Source organism: Chitinophaga vietnamensis (genome assembly GCF_902167635.1).
Taxonomy (GTDB): Bacteria; Bacteroidota; Bacteroidia; order Chitinophagales; family Chitinophagaceae; genus Chitinophaga; species Chitinophaga vietnamensis.
In genome coordinates, this window is the sequence record NZ_CABHMS010000005.1 from 157,455 (window position 1) to 179,058 (window position 21,604).

At 50.3% G+C, this 21,604-nt stretch carries 12 protein-coding genes; 5 read left to right on the forward strand and 7 right to left on the reverse strand.

Annotated elements, in window-relative coordinates; translation table 11 throughout:
* Window positions 1-8: 8 nt before the first annotated feature.
* The 6 genes from FPG75_RS14810 to FPG75_RS14835 all read right to left on the reverse strand — a co-directional run bounded on the left by FPG75_RS14810 (window position 9) and on the right by FPG75_RS14835 (window position 9,159).
* Complete coding sequence (locus FPG75_RS14810; RefSeq protein ID WP_143307645.1) at window positions 9-1,319, reverse strand: DUF4302 domain-containing protein; 1,311 nt, start codon at window positions 1,317-1,319, stop codon at window positions 9-11.
* 20 nt (window positions 1,320-1,339) lie between these two features.
* Window positions 1,340-2,191: a zinc-binding metallopeptidase gene (locus FPG75_RS14815; RefSeq protein ID WP_143307646.1), complete on the reverse strand. Its 852-nt coding sequence runs from the start codon at window positions 2,189-2,191 to the stop codon at window positions 1,340-1,342.
* A 17-nt stretch (window positions 2,192-2,208) separates the two neighbouring features.
* Window positions 2,209-3,687: a RagB/SusD family nutrient uptake outer membrane protein gene (locus FPG75_RS14820; protein WP_143307647.1), complete on the reverse strand. Its 1,479-nt coding sequence runs from the start codon at window positions 3,685-3,687 to the stop codon at window positions 2,209-2,211.
* A gap of 10 nt (window positions 3,688-3,697) precedes the next feature.
* Window positions 3,698-7,291 (reverse strand): SusC/RagA family TonB-linked outer membrane protein, encoded by a 3,594-nt coding sequence (locus FPG75_RS14825; RefSeq protein WP_143307648.1) that lies wholly within the window; start codon window positions 7,289-7,291, stop codon window positions 3,698-3,700.
* A 174-nt stretch (window positions 7,292-7,465) separates the two neighbouring features.
* Entirely contained in the window at window positions 7,466-8,440 is a 975-nt protein-coding gene (locus tag FPG75_RS14830) for a FecR family protein (RefSeq protein ID WP_143307649.1), read from the reverse strand.
* Between the two features lie 77 nt (window positions 8,441-8,517).
* Entirely contained in the window at window positions 8,518-9,159 is a 642-nt protein-coding gene (locus FPG75_RS14835; RefSeq protein WP_143307650.1) for an RNA polymerase sigma-70 factor, read from the reverse strand.
* Window positions 9,160-9,251: 92 nt separating this feature from the next.
* Here FPG75_RS14835 and FPG75_RS14840 point away from each other — a divergent pair, with 92 nt between their 5' ends.
* The 3 genes from FPG75_RS14840 to FPG75_RS14850 all read left to right on the forward strand — a co-directional run bounded on the left by FPG75_RS14840 (window position 9,252) and on the right by FPG75_RS14850 (window position 16,005).
* On the forward strand, window positions 9,252-10,559 hold the full coding sequence (locus FPG75_RS14840) for a MutS-related protein (protein WP_143307651.1): 1,308 nt from the start codon (window positions 9,252-9,254) through the stop codon (window positions 10,557-10,559).
* Window positions 10,560-11,245: 686 nt separating this feature from the next.
* Window positions 11,246-14,401: a SusC/RagA family TonB-linked outer membrane protein gene (locus FPG75_RS14845; RefSeq protein WP_143307652.1), complete on the forward strand. Its 3,156-nt coding sequence runs from the start codon at window positions 11,246-11,248 to the stop codon at window positions 14,399-14,401.
* A 29-nt stretch (window positions 14,402-14,430) separates the two neighbouring features.
* Window positions 14,431-16,005 carry a RagB/SusD family nutrient uptake outer membrane protein gene (locus tag FPG75_RS14850; RefSeq protein ID WP_143307653.1) on the forward strand — a complete coding sequence of 525 codons (1,575 nt, stop codon included), beginning with the start codon at window positions 14,431-14,433 and terminating at the stop codon, window positions 16,003-16,005.
* An 88-nt stretch (window positions 16,006-16,093) separates the two neighbouring features.
* On the opposite strand, the gene FPG75_RS14855 is transcribed toward FPG75_RS14850, so the two are convergent.
* Entirely contained in the window at window positions 16,094-16,618 is a 525-nt protein-coding gene (locus FPG75_RS14855; RefSeq protein WP_161596815.1) for an RNA polymerase sigma-70 factor, read from the reverse strand.
* A gap of 256 nt (window positions 16,619-16,874) precedes the next feature.
* Between FPG75_RS14855 and FPG75_RS14860 the strand changes: the two genes are divergently transcribed.
* Both FPG75_RS14860 and FPG75_RS14865 read left to right on the forward strand, forming a co-directional pair.
* The gene (locus FPG75_RS14860) at window positions 16,875-17,957 is read left to right on the forward strand and encodes a FecR family protein (RefSeq protein ID WP_143307655.1); all 1,083 of its coding nucleotides are present in this window, start codon (window positions 16,875-16,877) and stop codon (window positions 17,955-17,957) included.
* A 259-nt stretch (window positions 17,958-18,216) separates the two neighbouring features.
* Window positions 18,217-21,597, forward strand: coding sequence for a SusC/RagA family TonB-linked outer membrane protein (locus tag FPG75_RS14865; protein WP_201747965.1), 3,381 nt, complete (start codon window positions 18,217-18,219; stop codon window positions 21,595-21,597).
* The last annotated feature ends 7 nt before the right edge of the window (window positions 21,598-21,604 follow it).

Genomic DNA, 21,604 nt, shown 5'->3' on the forward strand with positions numbered 1-21,604 from the left:
AGATGAGATTATTGCAGGGCGCCAGCCATAAAATATTGTGTATCGTCCTGGCTGATCAGCTGTCCCAACAGGCCCGTAGCGGCGGAGGTGTAGAAGTCGGCAGAGAAACGGTCGCTGGCGAACTTGTTATTGATCGGCGCTACGGAAGGGATCAGCAGCTGGCTGTTTCCGCTGGTCACATCGCCGGGCATGAACTTGAAAGTACCATCAGGCCGCAGGATGTAAGAGAAGGGGAATGGCGCATGGAATTCGATGGCGCCTCTTCCCAATACATAATCGATCACCATCTGTCCGGCGTTCACATCGAATATGATATCTGTACGTTTGAGGTAGATATTGTAAGGCATGGCGAGGATACTTTGCTGCGCTTTCTTGTAAGCTGTTACGAAGCTCGCGGAAGAGGCCACCAGTGTGGCATCGGTGATCCTGATGCCGGAGTAGGTGATGCCTATCAGCTTGCTCAGCGGGAAAGCGGGTTTGCTGGCGGGTACCAGGTTGCTGCGCTTGCCGTCTTGCTGGAAGTAAAACTGGCTGGTCGTTTCATCGAAGAACACTTCCTGGAAACGCAGGTTGCTAAACACAAGGGGCTTGTCAAGGAACAAGCTGTTGGTGCCATAAGCGAAAGCGTAAGTGGCCACTTTTACCTTGCTGCTATCTTCATACAATAGCGACAATACACGCCTGCTTCTGTTGATGATGAACTGCACCGGCTTATCCACCGGTGTTTGCAGGTTGAGCAAACTGTTAACCGCCAGATAATCGCTCACTTTCTTTTTGATATTATTCAGCTGACCTGCTTTGTAGGCATCTTCTTCTGCTTTGGATGCTTTGATGAGGATGAGTTGTGATTTAAACACATTGCCGGTAAGACGGATGGTATCCGTGCGGGTGGAATCGAATCCGAATTCAAAATCGGAGGAAAGGCCCGTCCCGTCTGGCCCGCCGTTCACGCTGCCATCAGGGTCGGCGAGCTGGTGAAGGTAGTTGTAAGTATCAAAGAAGAGGGAAGGCCTCTGCACGGATTGCATCCGGTAGGAGCTTTCCTGTATGGAGGCGCCGCTTTGCGCGGTGAAATCGCCAAGCATATTTACGCGGTTGTTATCGGCGAATTTGAAGTAAAAGCCGTAGCCCCGGCCATTGCCCGGGTACAGATAGGCTCTCCAGCCGTTAGGGCTGCCGGTGAGCTGCGTTTTGTAAGTGTTGAGTATCTGATTCATCCGCTCTTCCGGCTTCTGGCCATAGATGGAGGTATCGTCATTTTTCCGGCAGGCGGCCAGCACGAAGCAGAACAACAGACCGGTGATGAGAATATTTTTCATATAGGCGTGATTGTTAGATATTATTTGGTAGCGTTGAGGATGGCCTGATAGGTTTTGGCCTGTAACGTATCGAAATTGATCTTCCAGCTGTCCTGGAAGTAGTTCCGTACGATGGCGGCTTTCTGCTTCAGTTTGGCCTGCCCGTCGGGAGCGGCGCTGCTCACGAGGGCATCGAAACCATCTTTGCCTTTTACCAGCATGGTGGAAGTCATCTCCACAAAATCCTCGTCGAAGGCGGCACGGGAATAAGGGGTAACGAAACCCATATCCAGCGCGGTTTGCGGGGAGGTGTTATACCAGGTGGCCGTATAGCCGCCGGAAGTGATGGTTTTGAACTCACGCGGGTAGAAAACAGTCTGGTGCAGGATATGCGCAAATTCGTGATGGATGGTATGTAACATCTGTTCTACAAAATTTTTATCCTGGCGGTCGAAATAATTGAGTTGGGTGAGCAGTATTTTCTTGCCGCCTTCTGCTTCACCAAGGGTAATAGTTCCATCGGAGTTATAGATGGCGCTGCCTACCAATACGAATTGTTTGGGACAATAGGTGAGGAAGAAATCCATACCGGCAACATCGCTATAAGGCTTGATCCATGTTTGACGGATGATATCCATCACAGGTTGTACCTTATCTTCTTTTACCGGGATGATCACCTTGTTGGTAGCCACCTCAAATGGCTGCCAGCGGTACTTTACATCGATATTGTAAGGTTTGAGATAATTGGAGATGAGCCATTGATCCAGCACCGTAGGATCAGGGTATTTATTCGGGAAGAGATTGGAGACGTCCAGGTCATCTTTTTTATGGCAGGATAACAAAGTCATCATGCAGCAGATAAAAAGTATGGGAAGTGAATATCTTGTTTTCATAATTTTTTATTGAGAGATTATCTGGGATTGAGTTCAAGGCCGGAGCTCTGCGCTTCCTGCGGTATCTGTACTACCCGTCTTGGATCGTTCGGACCGAGGGTCATCCTGGTTTTGTTATCGCGGGTATTATGTGTTACCGGAAGTTTGTGACGCAGGATATCGAACCAGCGCAATCCTTCGAAGAGAAACTCTACCCTTTTGAAATCGAGGATATTGTTGATGAGCGCGGCTCTCAGGTCTACTGTGCCATAGAAATTGGTGATCTTGTCGCGGGTGAGTTTGTGCGCTACAGGATCGTAGTAGTTGTGCGCGTTTTGATCGATGATCATACGTTGACTGGCATACGTATTGAGATCGGCGATGGCGGCATCGTAGTTACCCAGTTCGGTGTTGGCCTCGGCACGGTTGAAGAGCACTTCTTCTGCGGTGAGCAACGGCACCATATCATAGGCATTACCGATATTGGCATTGATATCTGTTCTGATGAACAGCTCATTGAACTTGGGCGTGAAATAGGTTTCCGGCGTGCCATAGAACATAAAGCCATAGAGGCCCCCGGTGGAATTATTGCCCCATACTACGCCTTGCAGGATGTTCACATCGCAGCCATAGGCATTGCTGCGCAGCGATCTTGCCCACAGGGAAGCGGTTTCCACGAGCAGGAGATTGGCTTTGGTGGTGGCTTGCGTGTATACTTTTCTTTTCACCAGCGGCTCCAGTCCCTGAAATTCCTGCGAGTTGATCGGACGCAGGTAAGGCAATGCGTTGCCGGAAGGAAATGTGAGATTGGCATGTTGTACTACCTGTTGATAATCTTTTTTGAAGAGATAGAAACGGGTGGCGAAGGCGTGTGCAGCCGCCCTGGTGAAGTGATAAGAGGGAGCGCCTTTGTAGGAGTTATCATCTATCAACGGTAATCCTTCTGTCAGGTCTTTCTCTATCATATCATACACGTATTTCACTGTTTTTCGTTCATACTTGCCCGTTACTACGTTCTCCGGAGCGGTTACATAAGGGATGCCGGGATCAGAGGCGGCAGTATTGGGGTTGTAGACTTTAGCATAGATGGTAACGAGCATGAAGTGCGCGTAGGCGCGTGCGAGCAGCGCTTCGCCTTTGCTGGCAGCATAGCTGGCAGGATCGGATGCTTCGCCGATCACGCGCAAAGCCTCGTTGGCAGCGGCGATGGCGGCATAGGCCTTTTGCCAGTAGAAGTCGGGCGAATCTTCTTCCCGGTAAGGTACATCGTTCCATTTCCATGATTCACGGTTCACGATGTCGTTGGGAGCGACGCCTTTATCTTGCGCATTGTCGCTCATTGCTTCCAGGAAAGGAATATAGTTGGCGCGGGGATAGGCGCTGGTAAGCAGTTCCGCTACTTTGGAAGGGCTGTTCACATCGGTGCGCTGGTCGGGTACCTGCTCCAGGTATTTTTTGCAACCTGGTGCGGTGGCCAGCAGTACTAACGCTGATATATATACGAATTTTCTTTTCATGGCTGAGAAATTAGAAACCAACTTTTACGGATAAGGTGTACTGTTTGGGTATGGGCAGGGCCACGCCGCCAGACTGGAAGAACTCAGGATCCTGGCCTTTCAGCTTGGGATCGGCGTAGATGAGCCAGGGGTTATTGGCCACCAGCGCCAGCGATGCGTTGTGCAGGCCGAGGGCATTGGTATAGCGCAAGGGCAGCGTATAGTTGAGTGATACCTGTTTCAGGCGGATGAAGCCTCCGTCGGCAACGCGCGCGCTGGAATAGTTGTAGGTATAATAAGGTGTGACGCCGCCGAGATACATATTGGTACGCACATCCAGCAGGGCAGGTATCTGGGTGATTTTTTCATCACCGGTTTGCTGCCAGCGGTCGAGGTATTCTTTAGGCAGCGCGGAGAGATCGGAATAGCGCTGATCGAATACAGGGTTCATGCGCACTTTGCTGCCAGCGCTGAAAGTGACCAATGCAGAGAGCGTGAAATCCTTGTAGCGTAAGGAGTTGAAGAAACCGCCGGTTATTTTCGGGTCCACCGGGCCTTCGTACTTGAGGTATTTGGTTACCTGGCTTTGCAGGTTCACATTGTTGCTCAGTTCTCCTTTTTCGTTGATGAAGGTAGGTGCGCCATCGTAAGCCCCTAATCCTTTGAAGTCGATCGAGAAGAGGCCTCTGTATGGATAACCCAGCTGCGGACCGCCATCAGGGGCTACGAGCGTCCAGATGTCGGGATTGGTTTTTACGTTGGTGATTTTATTTTCATTCCAGGCGGCGGTGAGTTGCGAGCGGAAGCCCCAGTCGCGCTGCTGGATGATAGTGCCGCCCACAGTGAGTTCCAGCCCTTTGGATTTCATGTCGGCATAGTTGGCATTTTTGATGAACTGACCGCCGATGCCGCCGGTGCGGATAGGGCTGATCAGGTCAAAGCCATCGCGCTTATATGCATCGATGGTGAAGGTGAGCCTTTCCTGGAACAGGCCCGCATCTATGCCGATGTTGGTTTCATATTGCTTTTCCCATGTGAGCTCGCGGTTTTCGAGGTCGGTGATGTTGATCACAGATTCGATCTCATCGAGGTAGGGCCTGTTGGTGCGGCCGCTGCGGGTGATGAGGCTGGAATTGGTAGCGCGGCCCATGCTGGCGGTGAGGCCATAGGTGGCGCGCAGGGTGAGCCTGTTGACGGCCCGCAGCTGTTTCATAAATTCTTCCGTATCCATATTCCATGATCCGCTCACGTTCCAGGTGGGCAGCCAGCGTGCAGTGCGGGACTTGCCGAGCAGGTTGGAGCCATCATATCGGATGGTACCGTTGAGATTGTATTTTCCTTTGTAAGAGTAGGCGCCGTTAGCCATGTAAGCGAGGAAACGATCGTAGTAAGTGCTCATGCCATAGAAGTCGAAATTGCCTTCGATGGCCTGTTTCACGATGCGGGGATCTACATAAGGCACGCCGCCTTTATCGAACTGATAGCCGTAACCGTTGGAGAACTTGGTCTGGCGGTCGGCATAGCGCAATTCCTGTGAAGCGTATAACAGGAACTGGTGCGTATTGTTATACAGCTTGCTCCATTCGAGCGAGTTGCGGATATTATAACTAACAAGGTAATCGTCGTTGGTATTGTAAAAGCCGCCATAGGGCAAAACCACTACAGGTATGGCTTCCGGGTCATCGGGATTGCGGTAGAGGAACTTGTTATTATCTGCGATGGTAGATGTTTGGTTGGCGCGGTAGGCCATCGCCATGTTGGAGTTTTCTCTCACCTTGTGTTCGCGGTTTGTTTTGGCATAGCGCAAAGCCCCGAGGAAGGAGTATTTCAGCGTAGGCTTGATCTTGTAACTGGCTTCTCCCTGCAACTTTAGGTCTATCATGGTGAGGTCGAGGGTATTGTTGCGTAGCTCGTTCAGGATGTTGAACGGCGCATAGTTACGGCGGAAATATTCGAGGTTGCCTTTTTCGTCATAGGCAGTGAGGGTGCGGCTGGTATTGAGCGCATAACTGAAAGGGTTGATATCGAAATCGCGGTCAAATTTACCTTCAACAGGATTGCTCACGCGACCGATGCTGCCGGGCGCCCGCTGATCCCTGATAGAGCCCTGTGTAATGAGGCCCACCGTGAGTTTCGGGCTGATGTTGAAATTAGCGCGTGCGTTGCCCGTGAAACGTTTTACTTTATCTCCCACGGTCCATCCGTTATCATTCAGGAAGCTGGTGGAGAAATACAGTTGTGATTTATCGGTGCCGGAAGAGATGCTGAGCGAGTGTTCCTGCATGAGCGAGTTGCGGAACAGCACATCAAACCAGTCGGTGTTGGCGAGTGCATATCGCTTTAAAAAATCGTTCCGGTGTTGTTCATCATTCACCAGTTTATTCTGGGAGATGAGTTCCGCCATTTTCGTATATACGCCACCGTCCTGTTTGTTGGAAATATCGCCATAGTTAAGCCAGCCGAAGTTTTCCATGGATTTGTATACCGACATCTGGTCGGCGGAGTTCATGATGTTGTAATTGTTATAAGTAGGTTTGATATAGGTAGAGAAGTTACCGGTATAGGAGATGAGCGGTTTGCCTACGCGTCCTTTTTTGGTGGTGATCACTACTACGCCGTTCATTGCGCGGGCGCCGTACATGGCGGTGGCGGCGGCATCTTTCAATATCTGGAAACTCTCGATATCATCCGGGTTGAGGCCCGCCACAGAAGAGCCCAGGAGGGTGGTAGGATCGCCGGTAGATAATTGTTCGTTGGATACGTTCACCACATCTTCCAGCACGATGCCATCCACTACCCACAGCGGTTTGTTATCGCCGGTGATGGAGGTAGCGCCACGTACGCGGATCTTGGGAGCGGCGCCGAAAGTGCCGGATACATTCTGGATGGAAACCCCTGCCACGCGGCCTTCCAGCATGCGGCTCACGTCGGTGATGCCATCGCGTTTCACATCGGAGGCTTTGAGTGAGGCGGCGGAACCGGTGAACAGTTTGCGGTCTATCGTTTGATAACCGGTGACTACCACCTGGTTCAGGTTGGTCACATTTTCTTCCAGTGTGATGATGATGGCTTTGTCGGCATTGGCTTTTGCTTCCTGTGATTTATATCCGACCATGGAGAATACCAGTGTGGCGCCGGGTTTCACGCGGAGGGTAAAATCGCCTTTGCTATCGGTGGCGGTGCCATTGGTAGTGCCTTTTTCCACTACGCTGATGCCGGGTACGAAGCTGGCGTCGCCGGCTTCGCTGCGGGTGCCTACGCGTCCTTTTACGGTAATGCGTTCCTGTTGTTGTGGTGTGGCAGCTGTTTGTGCGGAACGGGTGAGCACTACTTTATCGCCTATTACCTTGCAGGCGATGCCTTTGTTCTCAAGCAGGTGTAAGGCTTGCTGCATCGACAGTTTGTCGGGATCGAGTTCCACATTCATTTCTTTATTGATGACTGCGGCGTCGTACACAAAAACGATATTGTACTTCTTTTCCATCCTGTTGAGGACGACTTCGAGTTTTTCCCTGTCCTGTTCATTATTCGCAGGTACTGCCTGGCTTTCGAGGCAGATGAGGGAAAGCAGTACAAAGAGGAGTTTCGATTTTGGTCGCTTCTTTTTGTTACGGATTTCAAACATCGTATTGAATTATTATAGGTTAAACATATAGGGTGCAGGCATTGCCGGCGCTGTGTGGGAGCACGGTTCCGGTAGCCGGCAGATTTGGTTGATGCCGAGGCACAGGGCTTTTGGGCATAGAGGGACAACGCAGGATGAAAGGCCGATAACGGGCAGAAGATGCTACAGTACAGCTTAGCGACCCGTTATAATGATGGTGTCGCGATGTTGTACCACAGTGATCGGATAAGCAGCTTGTAATACTGCAAGTACTTCTTCCAGTTTGTTCCTCTTAAAAGTGGCATTCAGTTTTTTCAGTGGAATCTTGCCTTGCAGGCTGATCTTGACCTGGTAGAGGGATTCCATTGCGCTGCATACTTCCATCAGGGGCGCGTCTATGAACACCAGTTCATGTGTGAGCCAGGCGTCGTTGTTGCTGGTGGCGGCATTGAACGGTGTAGCTTCCCCGGTGGAAAGATCGAAGGCGAGGCCGTCGCCGGCCGACAGGACGCTGGCCTGTGGGTGGCGCTGACCGCCGTCGAATTGCACCTTACCTGTCTTAACGCCAACGTCTACACGATTATTAGACAGTTGCATGTTAAATGATGTGCCGAGTACGGTAACGCTCGCACTGCCGGCTTTAACGATAAATGGTTGAATGGCATTGGTATTCACCTCAAAAAAGACATTTCCCTGCTCCAGGATCACGGTGCGGGAGGCCTTCATTTTTTCCGGAAATTTTATTTTGCTGTACTTATCGAGGTATACTTTTGAGCCATCCGGCAACCGGATGGAGTCGATATTGCCGGCCAGGGTATTCTTTTCGAGATACGCTGCGTGCGGCCGGAAGAGGAACCAGGCGAGGGCGAGCAGGGGTATGGTAACGGCGGCGGCTACACGGAACCATTTGTAGCGGCGTACCGGTTGCAGGCCGGGGGTATCATCGGGCGGTAATGCTGCATGGAGGCGGGCGATAGCGGCCGGCAGGGAAAGTTCGTCGAGCGCTTTTGTTTCGGCGGCAAGTTCCCATAGCTGCTGTACCTGCCGGTAGAGAGCTTCGTGGCCCGGCGATTGTGCCAGCCATTGCTGTACCTGCTCCTGCAAAGCCGTATTACCGGGATCGTTGAGATGTTGTACCAGCTGCTGCCAGTAGTTTGTTTCCTGTTCCATGAAAGTGGCGCCTTTGATAAATGATACAATCGGGAAGATGGGGTACCCCCAGGGTTACACAAAGATTTTTTACATATTTATATAGATAATATATTATTGGCAGTGACGAGCAGGAAGAGCTGCATCAGCCGGAGATTGGCGCTATAGTCGCGGGTATTATTAGGTCCGAGGAAGAGTTGTTCGCGTAATATTTTCAGGGCATTGATGATGTGGTTTTCCACGGTTTTCTCGGAGATGCCCAGCTGTTCGGCGATTTCGCGGTAGCGGAGGCCATCGAAGCGGCTCATCTTGAAAACTTTGCGGCATTGGGGCGGCAGCTTTTCTATTTCCTGGTATATCATCACTTTCAGTTCCTGTTCTTCCTGCAGGTGATGCAGGTAGCTATCACTAAGGGTTTCCGCGATGGCGGAGTGATGTTTGGCGATATTTTTTTCTTTCTTGAGATAATTGAGGCAATGGTTGATGACGGCGCGATAGAGATAGGCGCGGAGCGCGCCGTTTTCGTTGAGCAGGGAGGGTTGTTCCCATATGCGGATGAATACTTCCTGCACCAGCTCCTGTGCGATACCGGCATCTTTCACGTAGCGCCAGGCCGTGATGGCAAGTTCCCTGAAATGGCGCTCATACACATAGGTAAAGATTTGTCTGCTTCCTTCGTGGATGCCCCGGATCAATGCTGCTTCGCTTTGCTGGCTGATATTGCTGGTGTTCACCATCATTTCGTCCTCTATATAGGTATATGATGAAAAGGTAAAAAAATATTGCAAATATCCGGCATAATTAGTGCTGGGTGGTGTGTTCAAACGATCACATGCCCATCATCCAAGACCTGGAAATTACGCGGCAGCTGCTGCCGCTGATCAATTTTACCCATAACCGTTTTGCGCAGGAAATGCTGACCGGTATCCTGCAGGATCTGCCGCCGGATAAAAAAGGCGTGCTGGAAAAGCAGGCAGTGATACGAACGATCATTGATAACGGTTACGTACATACGAAATTAACTTATCACCCGCATGATTTTGAAGAGGTATACCATTTCTTGCAGCAGTTGCAGGAACAGGCGATCCGTTTTGATGACAATAACCTGGTAGCGGGCTGGCAGCTGTGGCGCCAGCGCAGTTACCGTTTTACGCTGCGGGCAAAACTGGCGCAGGCGGTGTTGTTCTTTGAGCAGGTAGATCGTTACTTCAGGGATGTGCAGGCGGAAAGCTTTGCTGGCGGCCTGTTAGCGGAGCCGGTAACGCAATTGAAAACATTCCTCAAAGAGCTGGATGCGCCTTCCCTGGCGCCTGAAGTGCGACAGGGAAATAATCGTCTTGCCGATGAAGTCAGGCTTTTGCAATTGTTCAGCCGCGATATCCGGCTGGCGGCTTTGCAGGGTTTCTGGCGGGCCTTCTTTTTATATGAGGCCTGGCATTCGCTGGCGCAGGCGGTAGTGCAGCATAACTGGTGCCTGCCGGTGTTTCAGGAGGAAGGTATTCATCTCCGGCAGTGCTATCATCCCTTGTTGCGGCAGCCGGTGAAGAATGATCTGCATAGCCGGGCGCGGGTATTGCTGCTCACCGGACCGAACATGTCTGGCAAATCCACGCTGCTAAAGACTTTGGGCCTGTGCGTATACCTGGCGCATGCAGGCATGGGGGTGCCCGCGGCAGCATGCAGCCTGCCTTTTTTCGATGATATTGCAGTGGTGATACAGCTCAATGATGATTTGAGAAATGGTTACAGTCATTTTATGATGGAGGTACAACATTTGAAACAGGTGGTACAAACGGCGGCAGCGGGCCGTTGTTGCTTTGCGGTGTTCGATGAATTGTTCCGCGGCACCAATGTGGATGATGCGCTGGAATTGTCGGTGCAAACGATCGGCGGACTGGCAACTTTTCCGCGGGGATTTTTTGTGATCTCTACGCATCTGTATCAACTGAAGCAGTTGCTGCCGCCAGTTGCTGCTGTGGAAGCGGGTTTCATTGAATGCAGCCTGGAAGGTAAGCGGCCGGTGTTCGCTTATCGCCTGCAAAGTGGATGGTCTGATTTGAAGATCGGGAAACTTATTTTTGAACAGGAGGGATTGCCATTATTATTGCAGCAGGCGGCGGTTTCATCTCTCAAAAAATAACCGCTAAAATTAAAAATTATCTCTTCCGTGATAATATTTCATCAGCCCGAAAAAAAATTGCAAAAACGTTTTAGTTGTCGGGAAATATTTCTATTTTTAACGTGAAGATGTAGCATTTGTGAAAACCGGAAGCATCTGTATTGTTCTATCAATCAAGAGGGAAAAGCTAACGTCTTTTTGAAAAAACCAATGTCACGTTTTATTCAGCGTAGTGGCCAAATCATTGTAAAAAAAGATCTCTTAACAAAAGCATGTAAAACAAACACGTCATGAAATATTCTTTTAGGAAGAAAGATAGCTAAATCGATTTTCTTCTGAATTTTCACGTTAAGGTATACGGCCTCGATCACCGGATTTTTGTTTCAGCATAACAGCTGGCATTAGCCGTTGTTGCTATTGCCTGAAGCAGCGAACCGGGTATTCACGTTATGGCGTTGCAGGTTCCGGACAGATTGATGCCCGTTCTGAAAAGTCTTTTTTTTATCACACATGTAAAACTGATTGTTGCTTACTTGTCATCTAACGTCATCGGCTATACGAAATAAATAGCCCATGCAATGGTGCGCTGCGCATCTCACCCAAAGACTTCCCTTTTATTACTCACCACCGCATTCAGCCGGGGTGCCTGGGCATGCTTTGCTAAAACGTTTTTGCGCGCCATTTTATTCACCAAAAAACCAAAACGTATGAAGAAAAAATTGACATTCCTTATGCGGTCAGGCTTGATGGGGACAGGACTGCTGCTCTTATCCCTTCTCATTTTTGCCCAGAGCAGGAAGATCACCGGTAAAGTGATCGATGCCCGGGACAACTCACCGCTGCCCGGTGTATCCGTGCAGATCAAAGGCACCAACACCGGCACACAAACCAAACCAGACGGCACTTACAGCATCGATGCTCCCGCCGGCAGCACGCTCATCTTCTCCTTTGTAGGGTATACCCAACAGGAAAAAAGCACCGGCAACAACGCCGTAGTGAACATGGCCCTCAGCACCGACGTGAAATCATTGCAAGACGTAGTAGTGATCGGTTATGGTACCGCTAAACGTTCCGACGTAACCGGTTCCGTAGCCTCCGTAAGAGCGGCACAACTCCAGGAAAGGCCCGCCCCGTCTGTAAACCAGGCACTCAGCGGTCGCATACCCGGCGTACAGGTGAACACTAACTCCGGTCGCCCCGGCGGACAAACCAACATCCGCATCCGCGGCTTCAGTTCTATCAACACCACCAACAACCCGCTTTACATCATCGATGGAGTGGCGCTCCCCGTGGGTTCACAAACGCAGAGCAGTAATGCCATCGATTTCATCAACCCGAATGATATCGAATCTATCGAAGTACTGAAAGATGCCTCTGCCACTGCGATCTACGGTGCGCGCGGCGCCAACGGCGTGGTAATGATCACCACCAAAAAAGGTACTGCGCTCGGCGGCCGTGTTACGTACGACACCTACCTCAGCAAAAACACCATCGGCCCGCACCGCGTGGAAATGCTGAACGCCAAAGAATACATGCAGGTAGAAGACCTCGCCTGGAAAAACTCGCAGATCTACGATCCCGCAGGATGGGCCAATGGCGACTACGTATCCAAAAATCCGAAACTGAAGAGAACAGACCCCCGCTTGTTTGATAAAGACGGTAACCCTTACTATGACACCGACTGGTTGAAAGAATCTGTACAACACAAACTCACACAAAGCCACCAGCTTGGTTTTACAGGTGGTAATGCCGATAGTCAATACGGCCTGTTCCTCGGTTACCTCGATGATAATGGCCTGCTACTGAACTCTTATCTCAAACGTTATTCTGCCCGTTTTACTATTGACAGCAAAATCAAAGAATGGCTGCATGTAGGCGGTTCACTGAGCTATAACAACCAGGAAGAAAACCTGGTGGATATCGGTACCGGCGGCCTTAACTCCGTACGTATGATCACCGAAGCGCTGCCTTTCCTCCCTGTTAAATTCAAAGACGGCAGCTGGTCTAATAACAAGGTATATCCCGGCGCAGAAGGCGGTTCCAACCCGGTACAGATCCTCACCGACAGGAAATACATCCTCAACACACAGAACCTCCTCGGTAACGTATACGCCGACCTGCAACTGGCCAAGGGCCTGACTTTCCGCAGTGTGCTCGGTACCAACATCGTTACCCGCGGACGCAATGAATGGAACGGCCGCTCCCTGCTCGATATCTCCGCTTCGCAGAAAGGTATCGCCATCGACGCCAACGACCGTGAAAGTTATTGGTCTTTCGAGAACTACCTTACCTACACCAAGCGCTTCAACAAAGTGCATAGCTTCACCGGTATGGCAGGTCTGTCATGGCAACAGACCAATATGTTCGGTTTCAATGCAAGAGCAGAGAATTTTTCTACCGACTACTTTGAGAACAACAACCTCGGTGCAGGTTCCAACATTCCTGCCAGCGGCGTAGGTTCTTACAGGAGCAGCTTTGCCTTCAACTCTTACTTCGCCCGTTTGAACTATGGCTTTAAAGACAGGTACCTCGTTACCTTCACCGGCCGTGCAGATGGATCTTCCCGTTTTGGTGAAAACCACAAATATGCCTTCTTCCCTTCAGCAGCATTCGCGTGGAGAGCATCAGAAGAAGAATGGCTGAAGAACAATAAAATTATCTCCAACCTGAAACTGCGCACCAGCTATGGTTTAACGGGTAACTCTGAAATACCTTCCTATAACTCGCTGGCATCCCTGGCTGCGAGCGGTACTTACGCCGCTGCCATCGGCGGCGCCAAAGTACAGGGCGTGGGTACCAACCGCCTGGCCAATGCCGACCTCCGTTGGGAAAAAACAGCGCAGTATGATGGAGGCATAGAAATTGGTTTGATCAAGAACAGGATCAACCTGGAAGCAGATTACTACTATCGCAAAACCACCGACATGTTGCTGGATGCGCCAGTGCCCACCACCAGCGGTTATACCACCATCCGTCAGAACATCGGCTCCATGGAGAACAAAGGTATTGAACTGGCAGTGAATGCACTGGTAGTAAACAGCAAGGACTTCAGCTGGAATTCTACCTTTAATATCTCTTTCAACAAGAACAAGGTGCTGTCGCTCGCTACGCCGGCCGACATCTTTGGCGTGGGTGGTCCTAACTTCACCAATCAGACCAACATTATTCGTGTAGGCGAGCCCGTTGGTTCTTTCTGGGGCCTGGTGCGCCTGGGAACCTGGAGCACGGCAGAAGCAGCAGAAGCGGCTAAATTCACCGACTACCGCGGTGGTAAGCCCATCTTGCCTGGTGATATCAAATACCTCGACGTGAACGGCGATCATGCCATCAATGACGCCGACCGTCAGATCATCGGTAATGGTAACCCGAAAGGCTGGGGTGGATTTCTCAACACCTTTAAATACAAAAACTGGGATCTCACCATCGAGCTGCAATACATGTATGGCAACGATGTGCTGAATATGACCCACCACTCCGGTGAAGACCGTACCGGCCTGGCCAACAGCTTCAAATCTGTGCTCGACTACTGGACGCCGGATCATCAGAACACCATGATCGCTGCACCACGTAACCCGGCAGCAGGCTACGTTACCAACGTAGATACCCGCTGGGTGGAAGATGGTTCCTTCATCCGTGGTAAAAACCTCCTGCTGGGTTACACCTTCCCGGCAGAGATGATACAACCACTGCATCTGTCCAGACTGCGGATCTATGGCGCCGTACAGAACTTCTTCCTGAGAACGAAATTCAGTGGCAACGATCCTGAGGTAACTACCTATAGCAACGCTTTTGCACAAGGACAGACCTTCTTCGACTATCCCAAGCCAACTACTTATACCCTGGGATTAAATGTGGCGTTCTAATTTGTTCAGTAACCTAAAGACTATTAACCATGAAGCGTAACATAATCAACAAAACGATGCTGCTGGCCCTGGGAGGCGCGCTGATGCTGGGTATGGGCACCGGATGTTCCAAGTTCCTGAAAGAGAACGACCCGTCCAACCTCTCGCCCGACAGCTATTTCACCTTGCCTGAACATGCCGATGCTGCCGTGTTTGCAGCCTATGCACGTACCCGCGTGATCGGTGAAGGCGCCGGTATCTTCTCCAATAACTTCCAGATGCTGGACGCCCCTACCGGTACCGCTATCACCGGTACTGCGCAGAACTCCGATCTCAATAACCTCCTCGGCCTGGTATACAATGGCGATAACCTGCATGTAGGACAGTGGTGGAGAGGGCTCTACAAAGAGATCGCACAGTGTAACCTCACGCTCGATAAAGTACCTGGCATCAACCCGATGGACAGTGCGCAAAAGAAGCGCGTGCTCGGCGAAGCCAGCTTCCTCCGCGCCTGGGCTTATTTTTATGCAGTAAGGTTATGGGGAGATATTCCACTGATCCTGAAATCACAAACAGCATCTTCGCCTGATTTCTTCCCTTCCCGCACGAAAACAGAAGACGTTTATAATGCCATCGTGCAGGACCTGAAGAATGCAGAAGCCGCAGGCCTCAACTGGACGGACGCCTCCGGCCGCGTAGGCCTCGCCGCTATCAAAACACAGCTGGCGAAAGTATATCTCACCATGGCTGGATTCCCGCTCAACAAAGGCGCCGCTTATTACAAACTGGCGGCCGACAAAGCCAAGGAAGTGATCGACTATGCAGAAGCACATCCCTCAGAGATAGGCCTGTTCCCGGATTACGCCAGTTTGCACACCACAGCGATGAACAACAAACTGGAACATCTCTTTGAAGTGCAATACCTGAGCGGCGTAGAAGAGAACCCGCTGCAATCGATCATGCTGCCCAACAACTCCCTTGCACAGGATATATCCGCGAAAGGCAGTGGCGTAGGCAGTTCCATGCCCTCTCAATCTTTCTACAATTCTTTCAAAAAGTTTGAGCCTACGGACAAACGTACGGATGAACAACAGTTCTTCTTTACCTCTTATTACGTAAAAGGCAACGGTGCACCGTTTCCGCTCGGCGCTCCTTACATCTTCAAACATTTTGACGTAGAAGCGCATGGCGCTCCCGGCAAGCCCGGCACTGCTATCAGCAACCTGAACGTACCACAGATACGTTATGCTGAAACGCTGCTCATCTATGCGGAAGCAGAGAACCGTGCAGACGGATCGCCCAATGCAGCCGCTTACAAAGCGCTCAACGCGGTACGCGCACGCGCCGGAAACCCTGCACTGGCGGGCCTCAGCCAAACCGACTTTGAAACCTATGTTTGGCGTGAGCGCTGGCATGAGTTCTGTTATGAAGGCATCATCTGGTTCGACATGGTGCGCCTGCAGAAAGTATATAATGAAGATACCAATGGCTTCGATGCTTTCATTGGCCACATCAACAAAAACTCCGGACAGGCATTACAAAAGAAACACCTGCTGTTTCCGCTGCCTACTTCAGAAATGAAGAACAATCCGAAACTGATACCACAGAACGAAGGCTATAATTGATTTAGGGATTTCTTGATTTACGGATTTATGGATTTGGGGCGGCCTTCAGGTTCGCCCCAAATTCGTAAATCCGTAAATCAAAAAATCCCTAAATATTTTCAAGCGTAAAATTCACGGCCTGTGTAAGGCGTTTCATGGCAATGGCGAGTTGGTTCTCTACTGTTTTTACAGAGAGGTTGAGTAAAGTTGCCACTTCTTTATAACGAAGCCCGTATTGCTTTACGAGCATATATACCATCTTGCATTTTGGGGGCAGCTGTTGTATAGTGAACTCCATTTTGCGGATCATCTCTGCGGAAATCATCAGTTGTTCAGGATCGCTGTCGAATGCGATCTCCAGTTTATCTTCCTCTGTAAAGGCCACCTGGCGCGATGCGGCTTGCTTGCGCAGCGTATCGATCGCTTTGTTTTTAGCGACGACAAATAAATATACCTGTGGGTTTTTAATATCAGTGAGCGATTGTCTTTTTTGCCAGCAATGCATGAACACATCGTTGGTGATTTCTTCAGCAGTTTCTTTGGAGCGGGTGAGAGAGAAGGAGAAACGGAGCAGCTTCACGAAAAAATGATTGTAGAAAGCCTTGAATGCCTCTTGATCACTGTTCGCTGTCATATTCCTGAAAAGCTCATTAATTGTACACTGGTCCATCCCTTAAAGCTACTAGATATTGGTTGCAAGTTATATAACGCAGATTAAGCTAAAGTTAACAAAATATTTTGTCTGCAAAATGTTTTTCGTCAATGGTAGTATATTATCAGGGCCTGATATTTTCTATCCGTATGTTAACCAGATAAAAATTTTTTCCTTGCCTTTGGGGGTTTTTATTTTTCCTTTCGTCCTCTTCCTGAAAACACGGATGTAAATCAAGATGATCGAGCGTCACCGCATAAATATACTGATGGCCCGGAAAACGGCAGGAGAGGCCACAGTAGCTGAACTGGAGGAACTGGACCAGTTGCTGATGCAATACCCGGAGCTACAGTATACCTATACTATTATAGAAGAGATACAGTCCGTAGAGATACCGGGTGGTTTCACTGCAACAGAAGAAGAAGCCGCTCGTGAGCGCGGCCTCGATAAAATGACGCAGTTCCTGCAGGAAGATCATACCGCTGTGGTGCGGCGGCTGTTCCCCTGGAAAACAGCGGGCGGCATCGCTGCCGGCCTTGCCTTGCTGATAGCGGGTTACAGCCTGTTACGCCTGCCGGCTAAAAATGCTTTCCGTAATGAAGTGGTCACTAAAACAGGTTCGAAAACCACGCTGGTATTACCTGATGGCACCAGCGTGGCCCTCAATGCCTGCAGCCGCCTTCAGTACGATGCCAAGCGCTTTCTCTCCGGCGACCGCGAAGTAGTGCTCACCGGCGAAGCCTTTTTCGATGTCAAACATGATCCTTCCCATCCTTTTGTGATACAATCGGGCAACGTGAACATCAAAGTGCTCGGCACCGCCTTCAATGTAAAGGCCTATACCGAAGATGCCAACGTAGAAACAACACTCATCAGCGGTAAAGTGGAAGTGAGCTTTCCGGATAACGACAACACCAAAGCCAGGAGGGTAGTGGTATTGCAGCCGGATCAAAAACTGGTGATCCCTAATATCACCCATATATTCTCCTCAAAAAACCAACCGGTACCTACAACGGGATTTGCAGTCGTACCTGTAAAAGCAAGTGAAAGTAATCATACCGGCGCCGAAGATGCAAAGCCGGAAACTGCCTGGATGAACGACCGCTTTGAATTTGACAATGCCTCTTTTGAAGAACTGTCGCACGATCTGGAACGCTGGTTCAATGTCACCATCCGCTTCCGCAATGATCGTTACAAACATGAAGCGTTCACCGGCGCCTTTAAGAAACAAAGCATAGATGAAGTGTTGCAGGCATTGCAACTGACTTCGTCTTTTCATTATCAGCTGGATAGTAAAGATAATATCATCTATATCTGGTAGTCCCCTTCATCCATTTACCTGATTAAAAATCCGTTTGATGGACAGCTAATCAAAACAAACAAATATACCTGGCCGGTAAAATAAAAAAAGGGAAATGCGGCAACATTCCCCCTTTTCTAAATGCTGGCTAAATAATTAAACCGATCCGTTCGATCTGGTAATGGCCTATTATTTAACCTAACGAAACAAATTTATGAAAAAAAGCTATTGGTGGCCTTCTGGTCTCCCACAAGGGGATATGAGGAAACTTATGATGCGTATGAAACTGACATCCGTATTGCTATGCGCCGGTTTTTTACAGCTGAGCGCTCATGGATTTTCGCAGGAAAGGATCAGTGTTGATTACAACAATATCAACATTGGTAAATTCCTGAACATGATCGGGAAAAAAAGTGATTATACTTTCCTGTATAAGAACGATGCGATCCCCGACAAAAAGATCAGCATCCGCATGGAGAACGCTTCCGTGAAAGAAGTGCTGGACAAGGCTTTGGCCGGTACCTCGCTGGATTATCGCGTGATGCCTAACAACCTGGTGGTGATCATCCGCGCGGGCGAAACCGTGCGCACCAACAAGGTGAAAGGTATCGTGAAAGACGAGCTGGGCACACCGCTCATCGGCGTAACCGTACACGTAAAAGGCACTTCGCAGGGCGTTACCACCAATACGAAAGGTGAATATGAAATAGAAGTACCGGAAAATGCGGTGCTGGAATTTACTTACGTAGGCTACGAATCAAAGCAGCTGAGCGTAAAAGGCCCCGGTGACTATAACATCCAGATGGCGGCCAATTCCAGCGGCCTCAATGAAGTTGTGGTAGTAGGTTATGGTAAACAGAAAAGGATCAATACCACCGGTGCGGTGGATAATATCTCCGGTAAAGCATTGGAAAGCCGCCCGATCACCAACCTCGGTACCGGCCTGCAAGGCTTGATCCCCAACCTGAACATCCTGATCAACAACGGTCGCGCGTCTTCCGCGCCAGGCTTCAACCTGCGCGGTTATACCTCGCTGAATGGCGGCGATCCTTTCATCCTCGTAGATAATATTCCATTCTCTGCTGATGAAGTATCACGCCTCAATCCTGCCGATGTGGAAAGCGTGACCGTATTGAAAGATGCAGCATCTGCCGCTATCTACGGCGCGCGCGCCGCCTTTGGCGTAGTGCTCATTACCACCAAATCCGCCAAGGACGGGAGACTGGCCGTATCGGTAAATGCCAACTATGCTATCCGTACACTGGGTAGCGTACCAAAGATCATCACCGATCCGCTCATCACCATGCAGATGAAACACGACGCAGCCACCCCGCTCTACGACCTGTACCCGGATGCCGTAAGAGCCTACGCTGCACAGCGATCCAAAGATCCTTCCCTGCCCGCAGTGATCGTAGACCCTACCAACAAGAACGCCTGGATGTATTACGGTATGACCGACTGGCTGCATGAAGTGTACAACAAAACAGCACCTGCCACCACGGCCAACTTCAGCATCTCGCGCGGTGATGATAAACTGAATTATTATCTGTCAGGAGAATTTTATCAACAGGATGGTATGCTCCGCACCAATCCTGATATCTACAAACGCTACAACCTGCGTGGAAAGGCTACTTACACGTTCAACGACCGTTTGAAGATCGGTACCAACACCGTGTATACCAACATGGATTATAATTCGCCATCCAATGCAATGGATTATCTCTTCTTCCACAACGCCAACCGTACGCCTTCGCTCTCCGTGCCGCGTAACCCGGATGGCACCTGGACTTCCGACGGCGCCGCCCTGCTCGGTCGCCTGGAAAGTGGTGGCCGCAACAAATCCAATCTCGGTGAATTTATGACCACTTTCAATACCGAGATCGGCCTCGTGAAAAAAGTGTGGACGCTGAAAGCAGATGTCACTTTCCGCCGCAGCAATGGCGTAGGATCTGCTTACACCGTGCCGGTTGCCTACCGCACCGGTCCTGACCAACCGCTGAAATATACCGATGGTAACCAGTCCAGCGCCTCCAACAATGCGATGCAGTCGCGTTACAATGTATATAACATCTACACTGATTTCAGCAAGAAATTCGGTAAGCATGAACTGGGCGCCCTCGCGGGTTTCAACCAGGAATATTATTACATCAATAATTTTTCTGCCAGCGCCAAAGACCTGATCAGCCCTGACTTCCCGACTACCGGCCTTGCTACCGGAAAGGTAAGCCAGACGCAGAGCATCAACGACTGGGCCGTGAGAGGCCTCTTCTTCCGGGTGAATTATGCCTTCGATGACAAGTACCTGCTGGAGCTCAATGGCCGCAGAGACGGTTCTTCCCGTTTCCCTGAAAACCACCGCTGGGGCTTCTTCCCGTCGGCATCCGCTGCATGGGTGATCTCTAAAGAACAGTTCTTCAAGCCTGCTGCAGCAGCGCTGAAGATCGATAACCTGAAACTGCGCGGCTCTTATGGTTCCCTGGGCGATCAGACCGTAGACCAGACCGGCAGCCTGAGCTATCTCGCTACCATGCCGGCAAAACAAGAGAACGTAATCCTCGATGGTAAACAACCCATCGGCGTTTACCTGCCAAGACCCGTAACGCCCAACTACTCCTGGCAAACCGTGAAATCCGTGAACGGCGGCGTGGATGTATCTTTCCTGAAAGAAAGACTGAGCGTAAGCTACGACCGCTACACCCGCTATACGCAAGGCATGTTCGTGAAAAGCAAAACACTGCCTGCTGTATTCGGCGCACCAGAACCTGTGACCAATGCCGCCGATCTCAAAACACGCGGACAAGAGCTCAGCATCCTGTGGCGCGATCAGTTCAATATCAACAGAAATCCTTTCTCCTATAGTGTGAAACTTGCGCTGGCAGATAGCCGCACCTTCATCACCAAATACGACAACCCTACCGGCAGCCTGAGCGATTACCGCAACGGACAAGAAATTGGCGAGATATGGGGACTCGTAACAGAAGGCTTCTTCCAGAATGATGCAGAACTGAAAAACCATGCCGACCAAACCAAAGTGGGTGAAGATGACCAGAACTACAAATTTTATGTAGGCGACCTCAAATTCAAAGACCTCAATGGCGACGGTGAAATCAGCTATGGTAAAAACACCGTGTCTGATCCGGGTGACAGAAAGATCATTGGTAACAACAGCGTACGTTTTCCTTACAGCATCGATGTAAGTGCCGGCTACAAAGGATTTGACCTGCGTGTGTTTGCACAGGGCGTGGGCAAGAGAGACTGGTATCCCGGTCCGGGCAACCACTACTTCTGGGGTATTTATGCACAACCATGGACCAACGTACAGGTGCAGAACATGGACCACTGGACGCCGCAGAATACGAACGCTTATTTCCCCCGCGTGAAATCCTACATCGCTGAAGATGCCGACAGCGAGCTGGCTGCAGCGCAAACCAAATACCTGCAAAATGCCGCTTACCTGCGCCTGAAGAACATCACCCTCGGATACACGCTGCCCAAGCAGCTGACCGAGAAAATGAAGATCGCCCGTTTGCGTGTATACTTCTCCGCAGAAAACATCTTCACCGTTTCTCACCTGAGAGCGAACATCGATCCGGAAGGCCTGGATGGCGCTATCTATCCTTTCCAGAAAACCTATTCATTCGGTTTGAACATGAACTTTTAATGCCAGA

Coding starts and splice junctions, on each gene's coding strand:
- FPG75_RS14845 (WP_143307652.1), top strand. CDS start 11,246: ATGAAGAAAAAATTGACATTCCTTATGCGGTCAGGCTTGATGGGGACA.
- FPG75_RS14840 (WP_143307651.1), top strand. CDS start 9,252: ATGCCCATCATCCAAGACCTGGAAATTACGCGGCAGCTGCTGCCGCTG.
- FPG75_RS14810 (WP_143307645.1), bottom strand. CDS start 1,319: ATGAAAAATATTCTCATCACCGGTCTGTTGTTCTGCTTCGTGCTGGCC.
- FPG75_RS14820 (WP_143307647.1), bottom strand. CDS start 3,687: ATGAAAAGAAAATTCGTATATATATCAGCGTTAGTACTGCTGGCCACC.
- FPG75_RS14835 (WP_143307650.1), bottom strand. CDS start 9,159: ATGATGGTGAACACCAGCAATATCAGCCAGCAAAGCGAAGCAGCATTG.
- FPG75_RS14830 (WP_143307649.1), bottom strand. CDS start 8,440: ATGGAACAGGAAACAAACTACTGGCAGCAGCTGGTACAACATCTCAAC.
- FPG75_RS14860 (WP_143307655.1), top strand. CDS start 16,875: ATGATCGAGCGTCACCGCATAAATATACTGATGGCCCGGAAAACGGCA.
- FPG75_RS14850 (WP_143307653.1), top strand. CDS start 14,431: ATGAAGCGTAACATAATCAACAAAACGATGCTGCTGGCCCTGGGAGGC.
- FPG75_RS14865 (WP_201747965.1), top strand. CDS start 18,217: ATGAAACTGACATCCGTATTGCTATGCGCCGGTTTTTTACAGCTGAGC.
- FPG75_RS14815 (WP_143307646.1), bottom strand. CDS start 2,191: ATGAAAACAAGATATTCACTTCCCATACTTTTTATCTGCTGCATGATG.
- FPG75_RS14855 (WP_161596815.1), bottom strand. CDS start 16,618: ATGACAGCGAACAGTGATCAAGAGGCATTCAAGGCTTTCTACAATCAT.
- FPG75_RS14825 (WP_143307648.1), bottom strand. CDS start 7,291: ATGTTTGAAATCCGTAACAAAAAGAAGCGACCAAAATCGAAACTCCTC.